This window comes from Grimontia sedimenti (assembly GCF_011045095.1).
Classification (GTDB): domain Bacteria; phylum Pseudomonadota; class Gammaproteobacteria; order Enterobacterales; family Vibrionaceae; genus Enterovibrio; species Enterovibrio sedimenti.
On the sequence record NZ_JAALDL010000002.1, the window covers coordinates 282,013 to 298,966 of the forward strand.

Here is a 16,954-nt window from a genome sequence, read left to right on the forward strand (position 1 = left end):
ACAAAAAAGCCGGGATTCAATCCCGGCTCTTCACATCTGATAGTTTGGCACTAAGGCAACTAAGGGCGCTTACCCAACTTCACTGTGCCATTTTGTTCGAACATCGCCGTTTCTTTGCGTTTGCGGCCTATCAGCAGTGGCTTGTCATCATAGAACAAGAAGTTTTTCCAATACTTCTTGAACATTCCCCAGCGGGTTTCAACGATGTTGCCTTTGTCGTAACAGAAGTAAACCACCGCATTGTCTTCCCATGGGAAAAACGCCAATACGTCCTCCGGCAAATCGCCTTCTTCTTCCCAAGGGTGTTGCCAGTCAGATTCTTGCTCCCACACATCACGCATGATCGCCCAGTCGCCTTTACCAAAGTGATCCGGCGTTGGGCTTTGTTGGCTGACAAAATCGCGCCATAGCTGCCCGCCGCGTTCTTCGGTCATCGGTTTGATGTGCTCGCGGTCTTCTTCGGCAACAGGCATAGACTGGTGCGTGAAAATCCACTTACGTTTGTATTCTTCAAAGGGAATGTAATTCATAGTTCTCTCAGAATTCGCGGGAGTTATCTCCCCGCGAACATGTAACCCTCGCCATGGACAGTAATGAACATTTGCGGTTTTTTTGGTTCAACTTCGATTTTGTTGCGTAAACGTCGAACTAATACATCAATGGTTCTGTCATTTGGCGCATCGACTCGATGGCTGATCAAATTCAAGATTCGCTCCCGACTTAATACACGGTTGCGGTTCGCCGTAAACGCCACCAGCATCTCATATTCTGCTTTGGTGAGTTTCACTGCGTTGTCGCCTTTACTCAGTGCGCGGCGCTCAATGTCGAATGTCCAGCCATTGAAGTTCACGATGTTACCACTTTCTTTTACTGAACTCTGCATATCAGGCTGAGTATTCGCTTTGGAAATACGCCAGAGCAAATTGCGCACTCGCACAAGAAGTTCTCGTAATTCAAGTGGTTTGGTGCAGTAGTCATCTGCCCCCATCTCCAAGCCAACAATACGGTCAATACTGTCAGTTCTCGCGGTGATGAGAATAATACCGACATCGGATTTGCTGCGCAGTTGGCGCGTCAGCATTAACCCATCCTCACCAGGCAGGTTGATATCAAGCAGCACCAAGTCAACGTGCTGCTCATTCATAATCTGGTGCATTTCCTTGCCGTCAGCGGCCTGACTGACGTGATATCCCTGTTTTTCGAAGTACGCGCTCACCATAGTGCGAGTCACTGCTTCATCATCTACGACCAAGATGTGATGCGTCACATTTACCCTGTTCACATATCGTCATGAGGAGGCGCACTGTACCACCTAAATTGCTAACAAACTTGATTTATCTCATGGTTATTGCAATTTTTTGTGCGCCAAATCAACCATGTTTTTTAACAATCACAAGGGTATTTTTGCGAGATAGGCGACAATTAAGTCATTTTGGGGACATTTAGAAGCACATAAAGCCCACATTTCACGTTAACAATCGATTCTGTTCACATCTGTTCATATTCTCCGCTCACCTGTTCATTTTCTAGATGAACCATATTCATATCCAATCGCTACTATGCCCACCTCTAAATAACGCATCAAAAACATGTAGCTATAGTGCGCTGGCTTGCTTCCAAACACGCTACCGGAATGGGCCCAAACACTAACTACAAAAACTTTATGGGTGTATCCACTTTTATGAAAAAGCTATTGCAGAAGCTGAACAAACCAAGCGCGAAGTACTCCATCCTTGCGCTGGTTCTGATCGGTGCTGTCATCACGGTTGCCGGCGTGGTCGTGATGAACAAGTCTCTCGACTACTTCTCTCAAACCGAGTTCTGTGTGTCGTGCCACACGATGCAGCAAAACTACGAGGAATATAAGCAGTCGATTCACTACAGCAACGCAAAAGGCATCCGTGCTGAATGTGTAGACTGTCACCAGCCTAAAGATTTCGTAGGCAAAATCTGGCGCAAAATGGGCGCTTATAAAGACGTTTACCACCACTTCGTGACGGGCAAGATTGATACCCCAGAGAAGTTTGAGGAACACAGACTCGAACTCGCCCAGAAAGTCTGGGATCGCATGGCTGACGAGAACTACAAGACCTGTACAACCTGTCACTCATACGAAGCGATGGATCACGACAAGCAGTCTGTTCAGGCGATGAAAGAAATGATCCCTGCTGCGAAAGAAAATATGGCGTGTATCGAGTGTCACAAAGGCATTGCTCACGAACTGCCAAACATGGCCGGTGGCTTCCGTAAGACATTCGAAACCCTGACTGCTTCCGCAACCGCTCCTGCTGGCGCGAAGAAACTGTTCTCTATCGAAGAGAAGAGCCTGTTTGCTACCGCTGATGCAAACGGCAAGGTTGAAGGCCAGCTGCTGCCAGCTTCTGAAGTAGAAGTGGTTGGCGAAGAAGGCGACATGCTAAAAGTGCGTGTTCAAGGTTGGATCGAAACCAACGGTAAAGGCCGCGTGATGACTGAGTACATGGGTAAACGTGTATTCAAGGCGACCGTTCGTGGTGACGTGAAAGCGACTGAGACTGTGATTTCTGAAGAAGTGGATCCAGCAACCAACATCGCTTGGAAACAAGTGGCTGTGAATGCCTACATCACCAAAGATCACCTGGTTGAAAGCATTGACCCTATCTGGGACTACGCATCAGAAATGTACGCATCTTCTTGTAACTCTTGTCACGCAGCACCGGCCCCTGGCCACTTCACTGCAAACGGCTGGATTTCAAGCCTGAAAGCGATGAGTGCGTACTACCGCCTGAGCAAGACCGAAGAGCGCACTCTGCTGAAGTATCTGCAGAACCACGGTAGTGATACCGGCGGTGCAGGCGCCCACTAATCGGCCAAAAGAATACTAAGCGGCAGATGCGCCCTCGTGCATCTGCCCTGATGAATTAAAAACTATAAGGACTTCTACATGGCGACTGAAAAACAACAAGGCATTTCCCGCCGTCGTTTTCTCTCTGGCATGTTAACCGCCAGTGCGGGTGTTGTGATTGGTTCCAGCCTGCTGGCACCACGCAAAGCAATGGCCGCGACTGAAGCGAAAAACACCTTCTCTGGTGAAGTTATCCACGGTTCACACTGGGGTGCATTCCGCGCGAAAGTTGAAAACGGTATCTGGGTTGACACTGTAGCGTTTGAAAACGACCCACATCCAACTTCAATGCTGAACGGTGTGCGTGAAGTGGTTTACAACCCATCTCGCGTTAAGTACCCGATGGTACGCATCGACTGGCTGAAGCACGGCTGGAAATCAGACACCTCACAACGTGGTGACAACCGATTTGTACGTGTGCCATGGTCACAGGCGCTGGACTTCTTCCACCACGAGCTGGAGCGTGTTCAAAACACCTATGGCCCAAGCGCACTGTACGCAGGTCACTCTGGCTGGCAGTCATGCGGTAAATTCAACACCGCCGGTACTATGATGCAGCGCGCTATCAGCCTACACGGTACTTACCTGGCAAAAGTGGGCGACTACTCGACCGGTTCTGCTCAGGTTGTTCTGCCTTACGTTGCGGGTGCAATGGAAGTTTATGAGCAGCAAACTTCTTGGCCTCTGGTTCTGGAAAACGCGAAAAACATCGTGATCTGGGGTTCTGACCCAATCAAGAACCTGCAAGTGGGCTGGCTGGTTCCAGACCACAGCGTTTACGGTTACTACCAGCAACTGGCTGAGAAAGTAAAAGCAGGCGAAATCAACGTGATTCACGTTGACCCGGTGAAGAACGAATCATACAAGTTCTTCGGCGGTTCTCAGGTTGCAGTTAACCCGCAAACTGACGTACCTCTGATGCTGGCAATCGCGCACACTCTGTACACTGAGAAGCTGTACGACGAGCAGTTCCTGGCTGACTACACCACAGGTTTCGACAAGTTCGTTCCTTACCTGACTGGTGAGAAAGACGGCGTAGCGAAAACGCCTGAATGGGCAGCAGAAATCTGTGGCATCCCTGCAGATCAAATCCGCGAACTGGCGCGCACCATGGCAAATGGCCGCACCCAGATCATCGCGGGCTGGTGTCTGCAGCGCATGCAGCACGGTGAACAATACGCGTGGATGATCGTTGTTCTGGCAGCCATGCTGGGTCAAATCGGCCTTCCAGGCGGTGGCTTTGGCTTTGGTTGGCACTACAACGACGCAGGTACTATTACTTCTGCGGGTCCACTGATGTCTGGTTTTAGCTCAGTGACTGGCGTTGATCCAATCCACAGCGGCAGCTACAACGGCTACTCAAGCTACATCCCTGTTGCACGTTTCGTTGATTGTATCGAGAACCCGGGTACCACTATCCAGTTCAACGGCCACAGCGTGAAATTCCCACACATGAAGATGGCTATCTTCTGTGGTAACAACCCATTCCACCACCATCAGGATCGTAACCGCATGATCAAAGCGTGGCGTAATCTGGAAACGGTTGTCAGCGTTGAGCACCAGTGGACAGCGACTTGCCGCTTTGCAGATATCGTTCTGCCAGCAACCACCACTTACGAGCGTAACGACATCGAGCAGTTCGGTAACCACTCGAACAAGGGCATCATCGCGATGAAACAAATCGTTGAGCCAATGTTCGAAGCGAAAGACGATTTCGATATCTTCCGTGAGCTGTGTACCCGTTACGGTCGTGAAGAAGCCTTCACTGGCGGCAAGACCAAGATGGAGTGGATTGAAGAGATCTACAACGGTGCACGTCTGCAAGGTCGTGGTATCGGCGTTCGCATGCCTAACTTCGTTAAATTCTGGGAAGAAGAGCAATTCATCGCATTCCCAGAAGGTTCAGAGTGGGTTCGTCACGCAGCGTTCCGTAAAGAACCGGATCTGGAGCCACTGGGCACCGCGTCTGGTCTGATCGAGATCTACTGTAAGACTATCGCTGACATGGGCTACGACGACTGTCAGGGTCACCCAATGTGGTTCGAAAAAGTAGAACGTAGCCACGGTGGTCCTAAGTCGAAGCAGTACCCTATCCACCTGCAAAGCTGTCACCCGAACCACCGTCTGCACTCGCAGCTGTGTTCGTCTGACGACCACCGCGGCACTTACGCGGTAGCAGGTCGCGAACCTTGCTACATCAGCACTGCTGACGCGAAGGCACGTGGTATTAAGTCTGGCGACATCGTGCGTGTATACAACGATCGCGGTCAGGTACTGGCTGGTGCAGTGGTAACAGACGATTACATGTCTGGCGTATGTCGTATCCACGAAGGTGCATGGTATGCGCCGCTGGAAGGTGGCAAACCAGGTACCCTGTGTACCTACGGCGATCCAAACGTGCTGACCGTTGATATCGGTACTTCTAAGCTGGCTCAAGCAACCTCTGCACACACTGCACTGGTTGAAATTGAGAAATACACCGGCAAAGTGCCAGCAGTGACAGGCTTCAGCGGCCCTATCGCGGTTGACGACGTTAACCCACTGTTCCCGGCGATGGATATCGCATAAGAGACAGTGTGAAGAAAAAGGGCAGCTTGGCTGCCCTTTTTTACTCTAAGCTGGTTAGAATTAACGAAAAACATCCCTCACTTACGGAATGACAATGCAAGAATTTATCGCCATTAACGAACAACGTGCCGAGTTTTACTGGTGGATGTCTTCACTGTTTGCGACGGAGTTGACCCAGCAAGATCTGGACAACTATCACGGCGGCGACATGGATAACTATTACTCCGTGTTGGCGATGACTGACGAATTGAAAGCCCCGATTGCCGAACTACGTGACGCTTTGGCGAAACTGAAAGTCAGAGAAGATGCGCAGCTTGAATTGGCGGCAGATTTCTGTGGCTTGTTCCTGAGCACACCTAAGTCAGGCGCCCTGCCTTATGCCTCCATGTACATTGGCGAAACCGGTTTATTGAACGACAAGCCTGCGGTTGAAATGGGCCAGTGGATGGATAAATACGGCATTGCACAGCGCAAAGATTTCAATGAACCGTTTGATCACTTGGCGGTAGAACTCGACTTTATGGGCAATCTGGTGATCCTCGCGAACAAAGAAACAGGTGAGGAAAAGCAGGAAGCGATGATGCAAGAGCAGCAACGTTTTCTGGAAACCATGATGCTGCCTTGGATTGAGCAGTTCCAGCAAACCGTGCATCAGTTCGACAAGTTCGGTTTCTATAAAGCGGCAGCAAATCTGCTGGTGTCCTTTATCAAACTGGATAGAGCCTTCCTGAAAGGCGAATAATCGCAAGCACACTGTTATAAAGCCGGGCTTGTTCCCGGCTTTTTTGTTTCTAACCGTTCAAAATCACCAAGCTGGCGCTCAGTTAGCTGAAACTGAAAGTACGCACTATGTGGTTAGCATGATGCGCATCAACCTTATGCACGTCTCTAAGACACAATAATTGCGGCGTAGGACCATTGACATTAAACTGTGAACGCAAGCGATTGGCATTGAGAATTTTCTGAAATCTTGCAACAAACTCATGTAAGTGCCTCGCGCGTTTCTTCTCCTCTGCGTCAATAACGCTCAGACTATTTGGGCATTGCGTCAGATTACGCGTCAGTAAGAGAAAGAAAGCACACATAATTTGAACGAACCTGATACGCCGCTTATACCGTCGGATTGAATCGAAAACATTCAGATCGGTTAAGCGGCGTAAACTTGTGCAGTCCGATATGACAGAGGCTGCCAATGAAAACGATAAGAAGATTACCGAATGGCAACAATTAAAGACGTCGCTCGACTCGCCGGTGTCTCTACAACAACAGTTTCGCACGTGATCAACAAGACACGTTTTGTTGCAGAGAATACGACAAAGAAAGTATGGGCAGCAGTCGATGAACTGAATTACGCACCAAGCGCAGTGGCTAGAAGCTTGAAGTGCAACTCTACCCGCACCATTGGCATGCTGGTGACCAAATCAACCAACCCATTCTTCGCAGAAGTGGTGCATGGTGTAGAAGAATACTGCTACAACGAAGGCTACACGCTTATCCTGTGCAATACCGAAGGTAATCTCTCCAAGCAGCGCGATTACCTGCGTATGCTGGCGGAAAAGCGCGTGGATGGCTTGCTTGTCATGTGTTCTGATCTGAACGAAGAACTGCTTTCTCTGCTTGAGAAGAAGCAGGATCTGCCAATGGTAGTTATGGACTGGGGTACGCAGCACATCAACACTGACTGCATTCAGGACAACGCAGAGCTTGGTGGCTACATTGCCACTAAACACTTTATTGAAAACGGTCATACCAAGATTGGCTGTATCTCAGGCCAGATGGATAAGCTGACTTGTAGAGAGCGTCTGGACGGTTTCCGCAAAGCGCTGGAAGAAGCAGGTCTGACTTACAACCCGGATTGGATTGTAGAAGCGGATTTCGAATGTGATTCTGCGGTAGAAGCCGCAAATAAGCTTGTCGCGCTGGATGACCGCCCTACTGCCGTATTCTGTTTTAACGATATTATGGCATTGGCTGCGATCAGTACCTTCCGTCAGGCGGGTCTGGATGTGCCGAATGACATTTCCATCATTGGTTATGACAACATCGATTTAGCTGGCTTCTTCTCGCCACCGTTAACGACAATTCACCAGCCTAAAAACCGTTTGGGCAAAACGGCGATTAAGCTACTGATGGAACGTCTGGCAAACAAAGAGAACCAGCAACAGATTTTTGAAATGCAGCCTGAATTGATTGTGCGACGCTCTGTAAAAAATTTAAATCAGTCATAGCCCAAAATCGTCGCAAATGTCACCAAAAAGCCTGAGCTTTACGCTCAGGCTTTTCTTTTACTGACAAGTTTTCCAAATAAATGCATCTTGTTATTGCGACGAACCTCAAAATCAATAAAATGCCCAGATTTCTAGTGCTACCCTTATTTCATACTGTAAAAGGGGTGCGATGGTCGAAATTTCTTCAATAACAAAGAGAACGGAATAATTACAAAGAAATCAATAGAGTTCGTTCTGAACTAAGATCACACTTTGTTCGACCAGCAATAACGACAAAAAGACGCGATTCGGTTAAGCTAAATCTCGTCAAGAAAAAGGCAAACCAAGGCGAAAGCCTGGGACGCAAAGCTTCCGGCCTCACACCGTTGAAAATATTCATCAGGTGTTGGTAGCGGAGCTACCGATGACGTTAGCATTTCACATCCGGTTCGCCCGGTGCGTTGACAATTCTCTGAATTAGCATTGCTACGTTACTCCTTGACCATTCATCCAGGAACGTATTGATTGAGAATAAGTCACATGGATAAACCAACCCTAAAAAACACACTGAAGTTCTTCGAATGTCTGGGCAAAATGAAATCGCGCTCTATGTTTGGCGGTTTTGGTGTTTTCTGCGACGAGACAATGTTTGCACTTGTCGTGAATAACCAGCTTCATCTTCGCGCTGGCCCAGCCAACGAAACAGAATTCAAAGCACTGAATATGGAACCCTACGTCTATAAGAAGCGTGGATTCCCAGTTGTCACTAAGTACTACGCCGTACCACAAGATTGGTGGGATCAGTCCGGCCTAATGATGGACCACGCCACCAAAGCCCTTGCTATTGCCAGAGAAGACCAGCAAGAAAAGAAGACTGCGGCGCCTTCACGTATCAAAGATCTTCCGAACCTTCGCCTTGCGACGGAACGTATGCTGAAAAAAGCAGGTATTGAATCCGTCGAAGAGCTTCAACGTGCCGGCGCAGTAGGTGCTTATCAAGCACTACAAAAATCCCACAACGATACGTTAAGCCTGGAGTTACTTTGGGCGCTGGAAGGTGCGATTGAAGGCAAGCATTGGTCGGTGATCACGCCCCAACGCAGAAACGAGTTGCTCGAGACCCTTCGACAGTAATCCACAATTACTTCGTTATATACCCAAACAACCTGAAGATGCAGGATTCAGCGTGTTTGTGTATAGAAACAGCCAACGTGCCCTTCTCCGCCGTTGGCTGTTTTGCTTTCTGATATTCCATACTGTAAATCCGTACTAATTTACAAATTTCCTGTCGATTTGATGCTGTTTTGGAGAGAGATAATGGAAAGTCACGTCATGAACCATTGCTTATTTGATAAGGCTTTGTCAGAGAAAACTGATGAAAATCCGATGATTTTGACTGTCGTACAATCAACCTCAACAAAGCACTCCTAAAATCATTTTTGTGACATATGTCACATATGAGACACACAAGAGCCTTGCCCGCTTACCAGTGCATGCAAATCTGAACTATGCCAAAAGAGAAGACAGACAAATGGCAACAGAAAAATGCACTACACAAAGCCGTTTCCAGACCAAATAGACAGAATTTTCCGCGACCATTTCAGAAAATGGCCGCGCAGATTCAAGTGGACGGTTTTTCTTTGCTTCTTTTTTCCCGCAGCCTCCTATGCAGCAAATACGCACGGCACCTTTGACCCCTCGTTTCTCACCATCATTGTTATCCTCTTTTGCGGTATCAACGCTCTGGTTGTGATTTGGGGCCTGAAGTTGAACAGTTTTGCTCAACGCTGCTATTGGCATCGTAACTACCACATTGGCGGCGCAACGACGCTGGCACTCATCCCTCTCGGTATTTTGGTACTTCAATACACTAAATACTGTCTATGAATTCAACTTGTGATTCTTCATTGACACATCCAGACTCTATTCAATCCCATATACTCCCTTTTTTATCATATAGTTAGTCCTATCTCGACGGCTTTTTATATACATATTTGGACATATAACATCGAAAAAATTGAAGTAGTTTGTAATTTTTCCCAGTACCTGTCGGTCATATCCCACAAGCAAGGAAAAGGAAAAGCGCGCAAATCCACGTATTGCTTTCGTCAAACTGAACCTCGTTTACTCCCAAGGTCACAGTTTTGGCAATAAACCTGTTTAACTCTTTGGTAATGAAGTGCATTTCGTCCAGACAAAAGGAAACTTTTGCCATAGTTAGAACTGTGCTTTAAGCAACGCTGTTATCCAAATTTCGATTGAACAGACTCGTGGAACAACGTCACTTATAAAGGATCAGAAATGAACACAAAGAAGTTAGCTGTTCTCATTGTCATTGCAGCCATATTTGTCACATGGTTTGCCTTCGACCTCGGCGCACTGTTTACGCTTGAAAACGCCAAGGCCCAGCATGAAGCATTAAAAGACACCATCGCGAGTAACTTTGTTACAGCAAGCATCATCTATTTCGTTGTCTACATCGCGATGACCGCACTCTCACTGCCCGGCGCGGCGATTGCTACACTGCTCGGTGCCGCATTGTTCGGTTTCTGGTGGGCGTTGCTTATGGTTTCATTTGCCAGTTCCATTGGCGCGACCCTTGCGTTTTTGGTCAGTCGCTTCCTGCTGAAAGATTCGGTTCAGAACAAGTTTGGTGACCGTCTGGCGACGATTAACCAAGGCGTGGAGAAAGATGGTCCTTTCTATCTGCTCACACTGCGTCTTATCCCGGTATTTCCGTTCTTCCTGATTAACCTGCTGATGGGCTTAACGCCAATTCGCACAGCGACTTTCTATATTGTTAGCCAAATCGGCATGCTGCCGGGTACTGCGGTTTACATCAACGCAGGTACGCAACTGGCGCAAATCGATTCCCTAAGCGGCATTGTCTCTCCGGGTGTGTTGCTGTCACTGGTTCTGCTTGGTGTGTTCCCAATCATCGCCAAGATGATCATGAACGTGATTCAAAAGCGTCGTGTCTACGCCAAATGGCAAAAGCCAGCCACGTTTGACCGCAACCTGATAGCGATTGGTGCCGGGGCTGGCGGCTTGGTGACTACCTACATTGGTGCAGCGGTAAAAGCCAAAGTCACCCTGATTGAAAAACACAAAATGGGTGGCGACTGTCTGAATACTGGCTGCGTGCCATCTAAAGCCTTGATTCGTGCAGGCCACGCCGTTCATGAAATCAAACGCTCGCAAGAGTTTGGTGTGAACGTTGGCGAACCTACCGTGGATTTCCAACAAGTGATGGGCCGCGTACACAAAGTCATCGCAGACATCGAGCCGCACGATTCTGTGGAGCGTTACACCAAGCTGGGTGTGGAATGTATCGAAGGCGAAGCGAAAATCCTCTCCCCATGGGAAGTCGAAGTGAATGGTCAGCGCCTGACCACGCGTAACATTGTTATCGCAACCGGTGCGCGTCCTTTGGTTCCGGGTATTCCGGGCCTACAAGAAGTGAGCTACCTGACCTCAGACAACGTCTGGGAGCTTCAGGAGCAGCCTAAGAAGCTCTTGGTACTGGGTGGTGGTCCAATCGGTAGCGAACTGGCACAAAGCTTCTCTCGCCTCGGTACAGACGTGACCTTGGTGGAAATGGCAGACCAATTGCTGATCCGTGAAGATGCTGACGCTGCTGAGCTGGTCGTTAAAGGCCTGAAAGAAGACGGCGTGAACATTCTGCTTGGCCACAAAGCTACACGTTTTGAAAAAGACGGCGACGTTCAACGTGCTTACCTTGAGCGCAATAGCGAAGAAGTTGTCATCGAATTTGATTATGTGATGCTGGCGCTCGGTCGCGTCGCAAACACGAAAGGCTTTGGTCTTGAGGACATCGGCGTTGAGCTCACGGAGCGCGGCACCGTCAAAGTGAACGAGTATCTGCAAACCAACTACCCGAACATCTTTGCGGTGGGTGATGTGGCAGGTCCTTTCCAGCTGACCCACGCTGCAGGACATCAGGCTTGGTATGCGGCAGTGAATGCGCTGTTTGGTGATTTCAAGAAGTTCAAAGCAGATTACTCAGTGATGCCAGCGGCGACTTATACTGCGCCGGAAGTTGCCCGTGTCGGTATCAATGAGAAAGAAGCGATTGCACAAGGCATCGAGTACGAAGTGGCACACTACGGTATCGATGACTTGGATCGTGCGATTGCAGACGGTGAAGACCATGGCTTTATCAAAGTCATCACGCCTAAAGGCAAAGACAAGATTCTGGGTGTTACCATTGTGGGTTCACATGCTGGCGACTTGCTCGCAGAATTCACCCTCGCGATGCGCCATGGCCTTGGATTAAACAAGATCCTCGGTACAGTGCACCCTTACCCAACCATGAGTGAGGCCACCAAATACACCGCAGGTGTTTGGAAACAGAATAACGCGCCTCAAGGATTGCTCGCTTGGGTAGAGAAGTTCCACACTTGGATGCGTAATGAATCCAGTGCAAACAAATCTCAAACCATGATTAAGGAAGATTGATCACCATGAATTTGAAATCCATCGTCGCAGCTTGCGCCCTCGCCTTCACTTCAGCCATTTCGGCGGCTGACCTCTCCAACTGGGAGAAAATTGAAGAAGGTGCTCAAGGCCAAACGGTTTACTTCAATGCCTGGGGCGGAAGTCAGGAAATCAATGCCTACCTGCGTTGGGCAGGCGATGAACTAAAAGATCGTTACGGCGTCACGCTTCAACATGTCAAAGTATCTGACATTGCAGAGACCGTTAACCGTTTGGTCGCTGAAAAAGCCGCAGGTAAGAACGAAGGCGGCAGTGTAGACATGGTTTGGATTAATGGTGAAAACTTCAAGTCTATGAAATCAAACGGCCTGTTGTTTGGGCCGTTCGTTGAAAACCTGCCGAACTGGTCGATTGTTGATAAATCCTTGCCAGTCAAAGAGGACTTTACCGAGCCAACAAATGGTTTGGAAGCACCTTGGGGTGTGGGCCAGTTAGTTTTCATCCACGATGAAAAGACGCTGGCAAACCCACCAGCCTCTTTCAACGAGATGCTGAGTCTGGCCAAAGCGTTTCCGGGAAAAATCACCTACCCGAAACCACCGGCATTCCACGGCACCAGCTTCCTGAAAGCCGCTTTGCTGGAATTGAGCATGGATACTGCCCCGCTCTACAAACCTGCAGATCAAGCTGATTTTAATGCAGTGACAGCGCCGCTTTGGAAGTATCTGGACGAACTGCACACAGTAGCTTGGCGTCAGGGGAAACAATTCCCGGCAGCCAGCGCGGAAACCATGCAGTTGTTGGATGACGGCGAGTTGCTGCTCGCCATCACATTTAACCCTAATGCCGCTGAAACGGCAGTGAAAAACGGTACACTTGCGCCTTCCGCTAAAGCCTTTGCTTTTAACGAGGGTGCGCTGTCCAATATTCACTTTATGGGTATCCCTTGGAACGCCAATGCGAAAGAAGGCGCTCTCGTCGCGGTCAACTTCCTGATGAGCGAAGAAGCGCAGGCTCGTAAAGCAAACAGTGATTACTGGGGTGACCCAGCGGTCGTGAAATTGTCTGACAGCAAGCCATTGTTCAAGTCGCAGCCTGAGCCACATCCAAGCTGGCAAGGCGCGCTCGAGCAAGAATGGCTTAAGCGCTATGGTCAATAATTAGAGTAAATGTTGAAGCGATAAGCGCTTCATGCGAAATGAGGTAAACATGTTACGCCCGCTGTATTTAATGACATTAGTCGTGTGCTGTTTACCTCTCCTTCCTGGACTTGGCGGCGTATTACTTTCTGCCGTCAGTTATCTTCCCGTTCTTGGATTGAGCGAACCCAGCCTTGATGGTTGGCGCGCGATGCAAGAGTGGCCCGGCACTCACAAAGCCATTCAGCTTACCCTGTTTACCGGTATTGCCGCCTCATTCTTTGCCGCACTGTTTACGTTTCTTATTCTTCAATCCTGTTGGGGAACCCGTTTCTGGAAGCGCATCGAGCAATGGCTTTCGCCTTTGCTGGCCATGCCTCATGTCGCCTTTGCGATTGGCTTTGCTCTTACCTTTGCCCCATCAGGCTGGTTATTCCGTTTTGTCGCGCTGTTTACCGGACAAGAACAGCCCTACCACTGGTCGCTGGTTCAGGACAGTAGCGGTATTGGATTGATTCTGGCACTGGCTGTGAAGGAAACCCCTTTTCTATTGTTGATGAGCCTTTCTGTACTGAAGCAAATGCAGTTAGACCGCTTACTCGCAGCCTCACAAAGCTTGGGCTACAACCGTACCGCGGCTTGGTTGAAAGTGGTGTTCCCGCAGTGGCTACCAAAAATGCGTTTCCCGATTTATGCCGTGTTGGCTTACGGGTTATCCGTCGTTGACGTAGCGATGATTTTAGGACCCACTTCGCCGACTACCTTCGCCGTATTGGTGTGGCAATGGTTTAACGACCCTGATTTATCGATGTTGCCGCGTGCGGCAGCGGGAGCCATTTCGTTATTCGTCCTCTGTTTCGGCACTCTACTTTTGTATCGCCTGTTCGAATATGTGCTGATTAATGTTTGGCAGAACTGGCAGTTCAGCGGTAGCAAAACCTACTCTCTGCCCGGGCGACACCTGTTTAAGCTCATCGCCCTGTTGCCATTTATGATGATTCCCCTGCTGCTGGTTTGGTCGTTCGCCCTTCGCTGGCGCTTTCCAGACATTTGGCCGACACGCGTCAGCACGCGGTTTTGGGAACAGGAATCCAGTCATCTGATTGAACTGGCGACCAACAGCCTGATTCTTGGCCTGATATCCGCGACGGTTGCGTTGATATTTGCCGTCGGCTGTCTGGAGTATCGCGATAAATACCACAAATCACTGCCGCAATTAGTTATAGCCGTGCCTATGCTGATCCCACAGTTATCGATTCTGTTCGGTATTCAGGTCGCGATATACATGTTACCGGGGCAATGGCACGTCCCTGCTACCATCTGGGCGCATATCCTGTTTGCCTTCCCTTATGTTTACCTCGCATTGGATGGGCCTTGGAAATCGTTCGATCAGCGTCTTACACAAACCGCGCGCAGCTTGGGACACAGTCCGTTTAAAGCCTGGTGGCAGGTGAAGCTGCCTATTGTCATTCCTGCGATTTTGCTGGCTTGGGCTGTTGGTCTCAGCGTCAGTTTTGCTCAATATCTGCCTACCCAACTTCTGGGCGCGGGACGTATCACCACATTAACTACCGAAGCTGTTAGCCTTGCCAGCGGTCAGGACAGACGTATCAGCGCCGTGTATGGTTTGATTCAAGCCTTTCTGCCGCTTGTTTTCTTTGCCCTTGCGCTGGCTGCCAGCCGGTTGGCTGACCCGCGCCGTCGCCTCGCCCGACATGATGAATCCAGAGAGTCTGTGAATGAGTTTGTCCGTACAAAACCTGACTATAAAATCTAATCAAGCCACTTTGGTCACTGGCATGTCATTCCTCGTCGAAAATGGGGATGTACTGTCCATCATGGGACCCAGTGGCTGTGGTAAATCCACGCTACTCAGCGCAGTTGCCGGACATCTTTCTCCAGAGTTTGATTGCGAAGGCGATATTCTGGTTAATGGCCAAAGCATCCAATCACTCCCGGCAGAAAAACGGGCAGTAGGGATTCTGTTTCAAGATGATCTGCTCTTCCCGCACCTCAATGTTTGGCAGAACCTTGCGTTTGGCTTGCCTGACGCCATGAGCGCTGCGGAGAAAAAAGAACGTGCGCTGGCAACGTTGCAAGAAATAGAACTCGCAGATATCGCTTTTAAAGCGCCAGACCAAATCTCCGGTGGTCAACGTGCGCGTATTAGTTTGATGAGAACCCTGCTCTCCCACCCCAAAGTCATCTTGCTGGATGAGCCTTTCAGCAAGCTGGATAAGCCACTTCGAAAGTCATTCCGCGCATTTGTGTTCAAGCAAATCAAAAACCGTAACATTGCGGCGGTGATGGTGACACATGATGAGGATGACGTGCCCATGGAAAGCACCTTGCTGCATTGGCCAAGCAAAGAAAGGGAAACGACCTCGAAAGTGGGTTTTAATGAGACGGAGCAGAACAATGCTTGATCGCTATTCCATCGTCGTTATCCGTTGGCCCTTAAAGCAAGCGGCCAAGATCCCTGACAAAATCGGCCTCACTGCTAACCAAGTCACGGTGAGTGGCTTTCTGATTGGCTTGCTGGCGCTACCTACTATCGCTTACGAGTATTACTGGCTTGGGCTATTGTTTATCGCTCTAAACCGTATTTTTGATGGGTTAGACGGTGCGTTGGCCCGCCGACAAGGGATTACAGATGCAGGTGGATTTCTGGATATCACGTTGGATTTCCTTTTCTATTCGATGATCCCCTTTGCTTTTGCGTTGGCAAATCCCGAACAAAACGCAGTTGCAGCGACGTTCCTTGTTTTTTCCTTTATGGGAACAGGATCAAGCTTCCTCGCATTTGCCATCATGGCGAGTAAGCGCAACATCGAAAATCCCGTCTATCAAAGCAAATCGCTTTACTACATTGGCGGGTTAACCGAGGGAACAGAAACCATCGCCTGTTTTGTCCTGTTCTGTTTGTTCCCGGGTTACTTTGCAGAAATCGCATGGACGTTTGGCGCACTTTGCTGGGTTACCACAGCCACACGTATTTGGGCGGGTTATCAAACACTGAAAGAGGAGCCACCTCAGGATAACGCGGGATGATCACTCCCGCGCCAGATTATTAATTGCAAATGCCAGCACGTCGATATCAACTTGACCGAAGAATCGATAACGACCGGAATCGAAAACCCACGCCGGGCTACCCGGGATTTTGTCTTCCTCTGCATGTTTGATGTCACCATAGACATCTGCCAAGGCTTTCCCCGTCAAAAAGTGCTCCATGATGTCTGGCGTCGCAAGGTGACACTCCTCAAGCACATCTTTTAACACACCATAGTGGCTGATATCTCTGGCATCGCGAAAAAACGCCTCACGGAGTGCATGTTCGAGTTCAACCGCAACCTCATTACCTGCAACAAACTGCACCGCTTTCAACGCCTGATGCGGCATCAAAGAACTTGATGGCCGGACTTTTCTCCATAAGTCAGGGTGGACGTCCAAACCATCAAATTTCGCCATTAACCTTTCGGTGATGTCAGCATATTTCATGTACCCGCGTTCACCAGCACCTATGGTGCTCATTCTCTCTGGAACGTTGGCATACAACCCCAAGTAATGATGTTGCCATTGCACATGGGAGGTATCCCAAAGGTGCATGATCTTGTCGTTGTAATGTTGGCCAACCCAACCCCAAAAACAAAGCAAATCACTGTAGAAGTTAACCTGTACTGTCATGGAAAACTGATCCT

14 protein-coding genes and 1 riboswitch are annotated in these 16,954 nt (G+C 49.1%); of the genes, 10 read left to right on the forward strand and 4 right to left on the reverse strand.

What is annotated here, in order from left to right:
* Positions 1–59: 59 nt before the first annotated feature.
* On the reverse strand, positions 60–530 hold the full coding sequence (locus tag G5S52_RS04110; RefSeq protein WP_165011904.1) for a DUF2947 domain-containing protein: 471 nt from the start codon (positions 528–530) through the stop codon (positions 60–62).
* Positions 531–553: 23 nt separating this feature from the next.
* Positions 554–1,267: a two-component system response regulator TorR gene (gene torR / locus G5S52_RS04115; RefSeq protein WP_165011905.1), complete on the reverse strand. Its 714-nt coding sequence runs from the start codon at positions 1,265–1,267 to the stop codon at positions 554–556.
* A gap of 414 nt (positions 1,268–1,681) precedes the next feature.
* Here torR and torC point away from each other — a divergent pair, with 414 nt between their 5' ends.
* From torC to G5S52_RS04140, 5 genes are all read left to right on the forward strand, one after another.
* On the forward strand, positions 1,682–2,845 hold the full coding sequence (gene torC, locus G5S52_RS04120) for a pentaheme c-type cytochrome TorC (RefSeq protein ID WP_002535133.1): 1,164 nt from the start codon (positions 1,682–1,684) through the stop codon (positions 2,843–2,845).
* A gap of 78 nt (positions 2,846–2,923) precedes the next feature.
* Positions 2,924–5,452, forward strand: coding sequence for a trimethylamine-N-oxide reductase TorA (gene torA, locus G5S52_RS04125; RefSeq protein WP_165011906.1), 2,529 nt, complete (start codon positions 2,924–2,926; stop codon positions 5,450–5,452).
* Between the two features lie 94 nt (positions 5,453–5,546).
* A complete protein-coding gene (gene torD / locus G5S52_RS04130) occupies positions 5,547–6,194 on the forward strand; it encodes a molecular chaperone TorD (protein WP_165011907.1) in 648 nt (215 codons plus the stop codon).
* Positions 6,195–6,669: 475 nt separating this feature from the next.
* The gene (gene purR / locus G5S52_RS04135; protein WP_165011908.1) at positions 6,670–7,680 is read left to right on the forward strand and encodes an HTH-type transcriptional repressor PurR; all 1,011 of its coding nucleotides are present in this window, start codon (positions 6,670–6,672) and stop codon (positions 7,678–7,680) included.
* 306 nt (positions 7,681–7,986) lie between these two features.
* Positions 7,987–8,085: riboswitch (cyclic di-GMP riboswitch) on the forward strand.
* A gap of 114 nt (positions 8,086–8,199) precedes the next feature.
* On the forward strand, positions 8,200–8,793 hold the full coding sequence (locus G5S52_RS04140) for a TfoX/Sxy family DNA transformation protein (RefSeq protein WP_165011909.1): 594 nt from the start codon (positions 8,200–8,202) through the stop codon (positions 8,791–8,793).
* A 372-nt stretch (positions 8,794–9,165) separates the two neighbouring features.
* On the opposite strand, the gene G5S52_RS23615 is transcribed toward G5S52_RS04140, so the two are convergent.
* A complete protein-coding gene (locus G5S52_RS23615; protein ID WP_205743767.1) occupies positions 9,166–9,459 on the reverse strand; it encodes a hypothetical protein in 294 nt (97 codons plus the stop codon).
* A gap of 501 nt (positions 9,460–9,960) precedes the next feature.
* Between G5S52_RS23615 and lpdA the strand changes: the two genes are divergently transcribed.
* The 5 genes from lpdA to G5S52_RS04170 are packed head-to-tail and all read left to right on the forward strand — an operon-like array spanning position 9,961 to position 16,307.
* Positions 9,961–12,138, forward strand: coding sequence for a dihydrolipoyl dehydrogenase (gene lpdA, locus G5S52_RS04150; RefSeq protein WP_165011911.1), 2,178 nt, complete (start codon positions 9,961–9,963; stop codon positions 12,136–12,138).
* A gap of 5 nt (positions 12,139–12,143) precedes the next feature.
* Complete coding sequence (locus G5S52_RS04155; protein WP_165011912.1) at positions 12,144–13,277, forward strand: ABC transporter substrate-binding protein; 1,134 nt, start codon at positions 12,144–12,146, stop codon at positions 13,275–13,277.
* A gap of 49 nt (positions 13,278–13,326) precedes the next feature.
* Entirely contained in the window at positions 13,327–15,033 is a 1,707-nt protein-coding gene (locus tag G5S52_RS04160; protein ID WP_165011913.1) for an ABC transporter permease, read from the forward strand.
* A complete protein-coding gene (locus G5S52_RS04165) occupies positions 14,996–15,682 on the forward strand; it encodes an ATP-binding cassette domain-containing protein (RefSeq protein ID WP_165011914.1) in 687 nt (228 codons plus the stop codon). The genes G5S52_RS04160 and G5S52_RS04165 overlap by 38 nt, the downstream gene beginning before the upstream one ends.
* Positions 15,675–16,307 (forward strand): CDP-alcohol phosphatidyltransferase family protein, encoded by a 633-nt coding sequence (locus G5S52_RS04170; RefSeq protein WP_165011915.1) that lies wholly within the window; start codon positions 15,675–15,677, stop codon positions 16,305–16,307. Before G5S52_RS04165 ends, G5S52_RS04170 begins: the two co-directional genes overlap by 8 nt.
* Here the strand turns inward: G5S52_RS04170 and G5S52_RS04175 are convergent, their stop codons facing one another.
* Positions 16,308–16,940, reverse strand: a complete 633-nt coding sequence (locus tag G5S52_RS04175) for a DsbA family oxidoreductase (protein WP_165011916.1) — start codon at positions 16,938–16,940, stop codon at positions 16,308–16,310.
* Between the last annotated feature and the right edge of the window lie 14 nt (positions 16,941–16,954).

Coding starts and splice junctions, on each gene's coding strand:
- G5S52_RS04110 (WP_165011904.1), bottom strand. CDS start 530: ATGAATTACATTCCCTTTGAAGAATACAAACGTAAGTGGATTTTCACG.
- torC (WP_002535133.1), top strand. CDS start 1,682: ATGAAAAAGCTATTGCAGAAGCTGAACAAACCAAGCGCGAAGTACTCC.
- torA (WP_165011906.1), top strand. CDS start 2,924: ATGGCGACTGAAAAACAACAAGGCATTTCCCGCCGTCGTTTTCTCTCT.
- torD (WP_165011907.1), top strand. CDS start 5,547: ATGCAAGAATTTATCGCCATTAACGAACAACGTGCCGAGTTTTACTGG.
- purR (WP_165011908.1), top strand. CDS start 6,670: ATGGCAACAATTAAAGACGTCGCTCGACTCGCCGGTGTCTCTACAACA.
- G5S52_RS04140 (WP_165011909.1), top strand. CDS start 8,200: ATGGATAAACCAACCCTAAAAAACACACTGAAGTTCTTCGAATGTCTG.
- G5S52_RS23615 (WP_205743767.1), bottom strand. CDS start 9,459: ATGCCAATAGCAGCGTTGAGCAAAACTGTTCAACTTCAGGCCCCAAAT.
- lpdA (WP_165011911.1), top strand. CDS start 9,961: ATGAACACAAAGAAGTTAGCTGTTCTCATTGTCATTGCAGCCATATTT.
- G5S52_RS04155 (WP_165011912.1), top strand. CDS start 12,144: ATGAATTTGAAATCCATCGTCGCAGCTTGCGCCCTCGCCTTCACTTCA.
- G5S52_RS04160 (WP_165011913.1), top strand. CDS start 13,327: ATGTTACGCCCGCTGTATTTAATGACATTAGTCGTGTGCTGTTTACCT.
- G5S52_RS04165 (WP_165011914.1), top strand. CDS start 14,996: ATGAGTTTGTCCGTACAAAACCTGACTATAAAATCTAATCAAGCCACT.
- G5S52_RS04170 (WP_165011915.1), top strand. CDS start 15,675: ATGCTTGATCGCTATTCCATCGTCGTTATCCGTTGGCCCTTAAAGCAA.
- G5S52_RS04175 (WP_165011916.1), bottom strand. CDS start 16,940: ATGACAGTACAGGTTAACTTCTACAGTGATTTGCTTTGTTTTTGGGGT.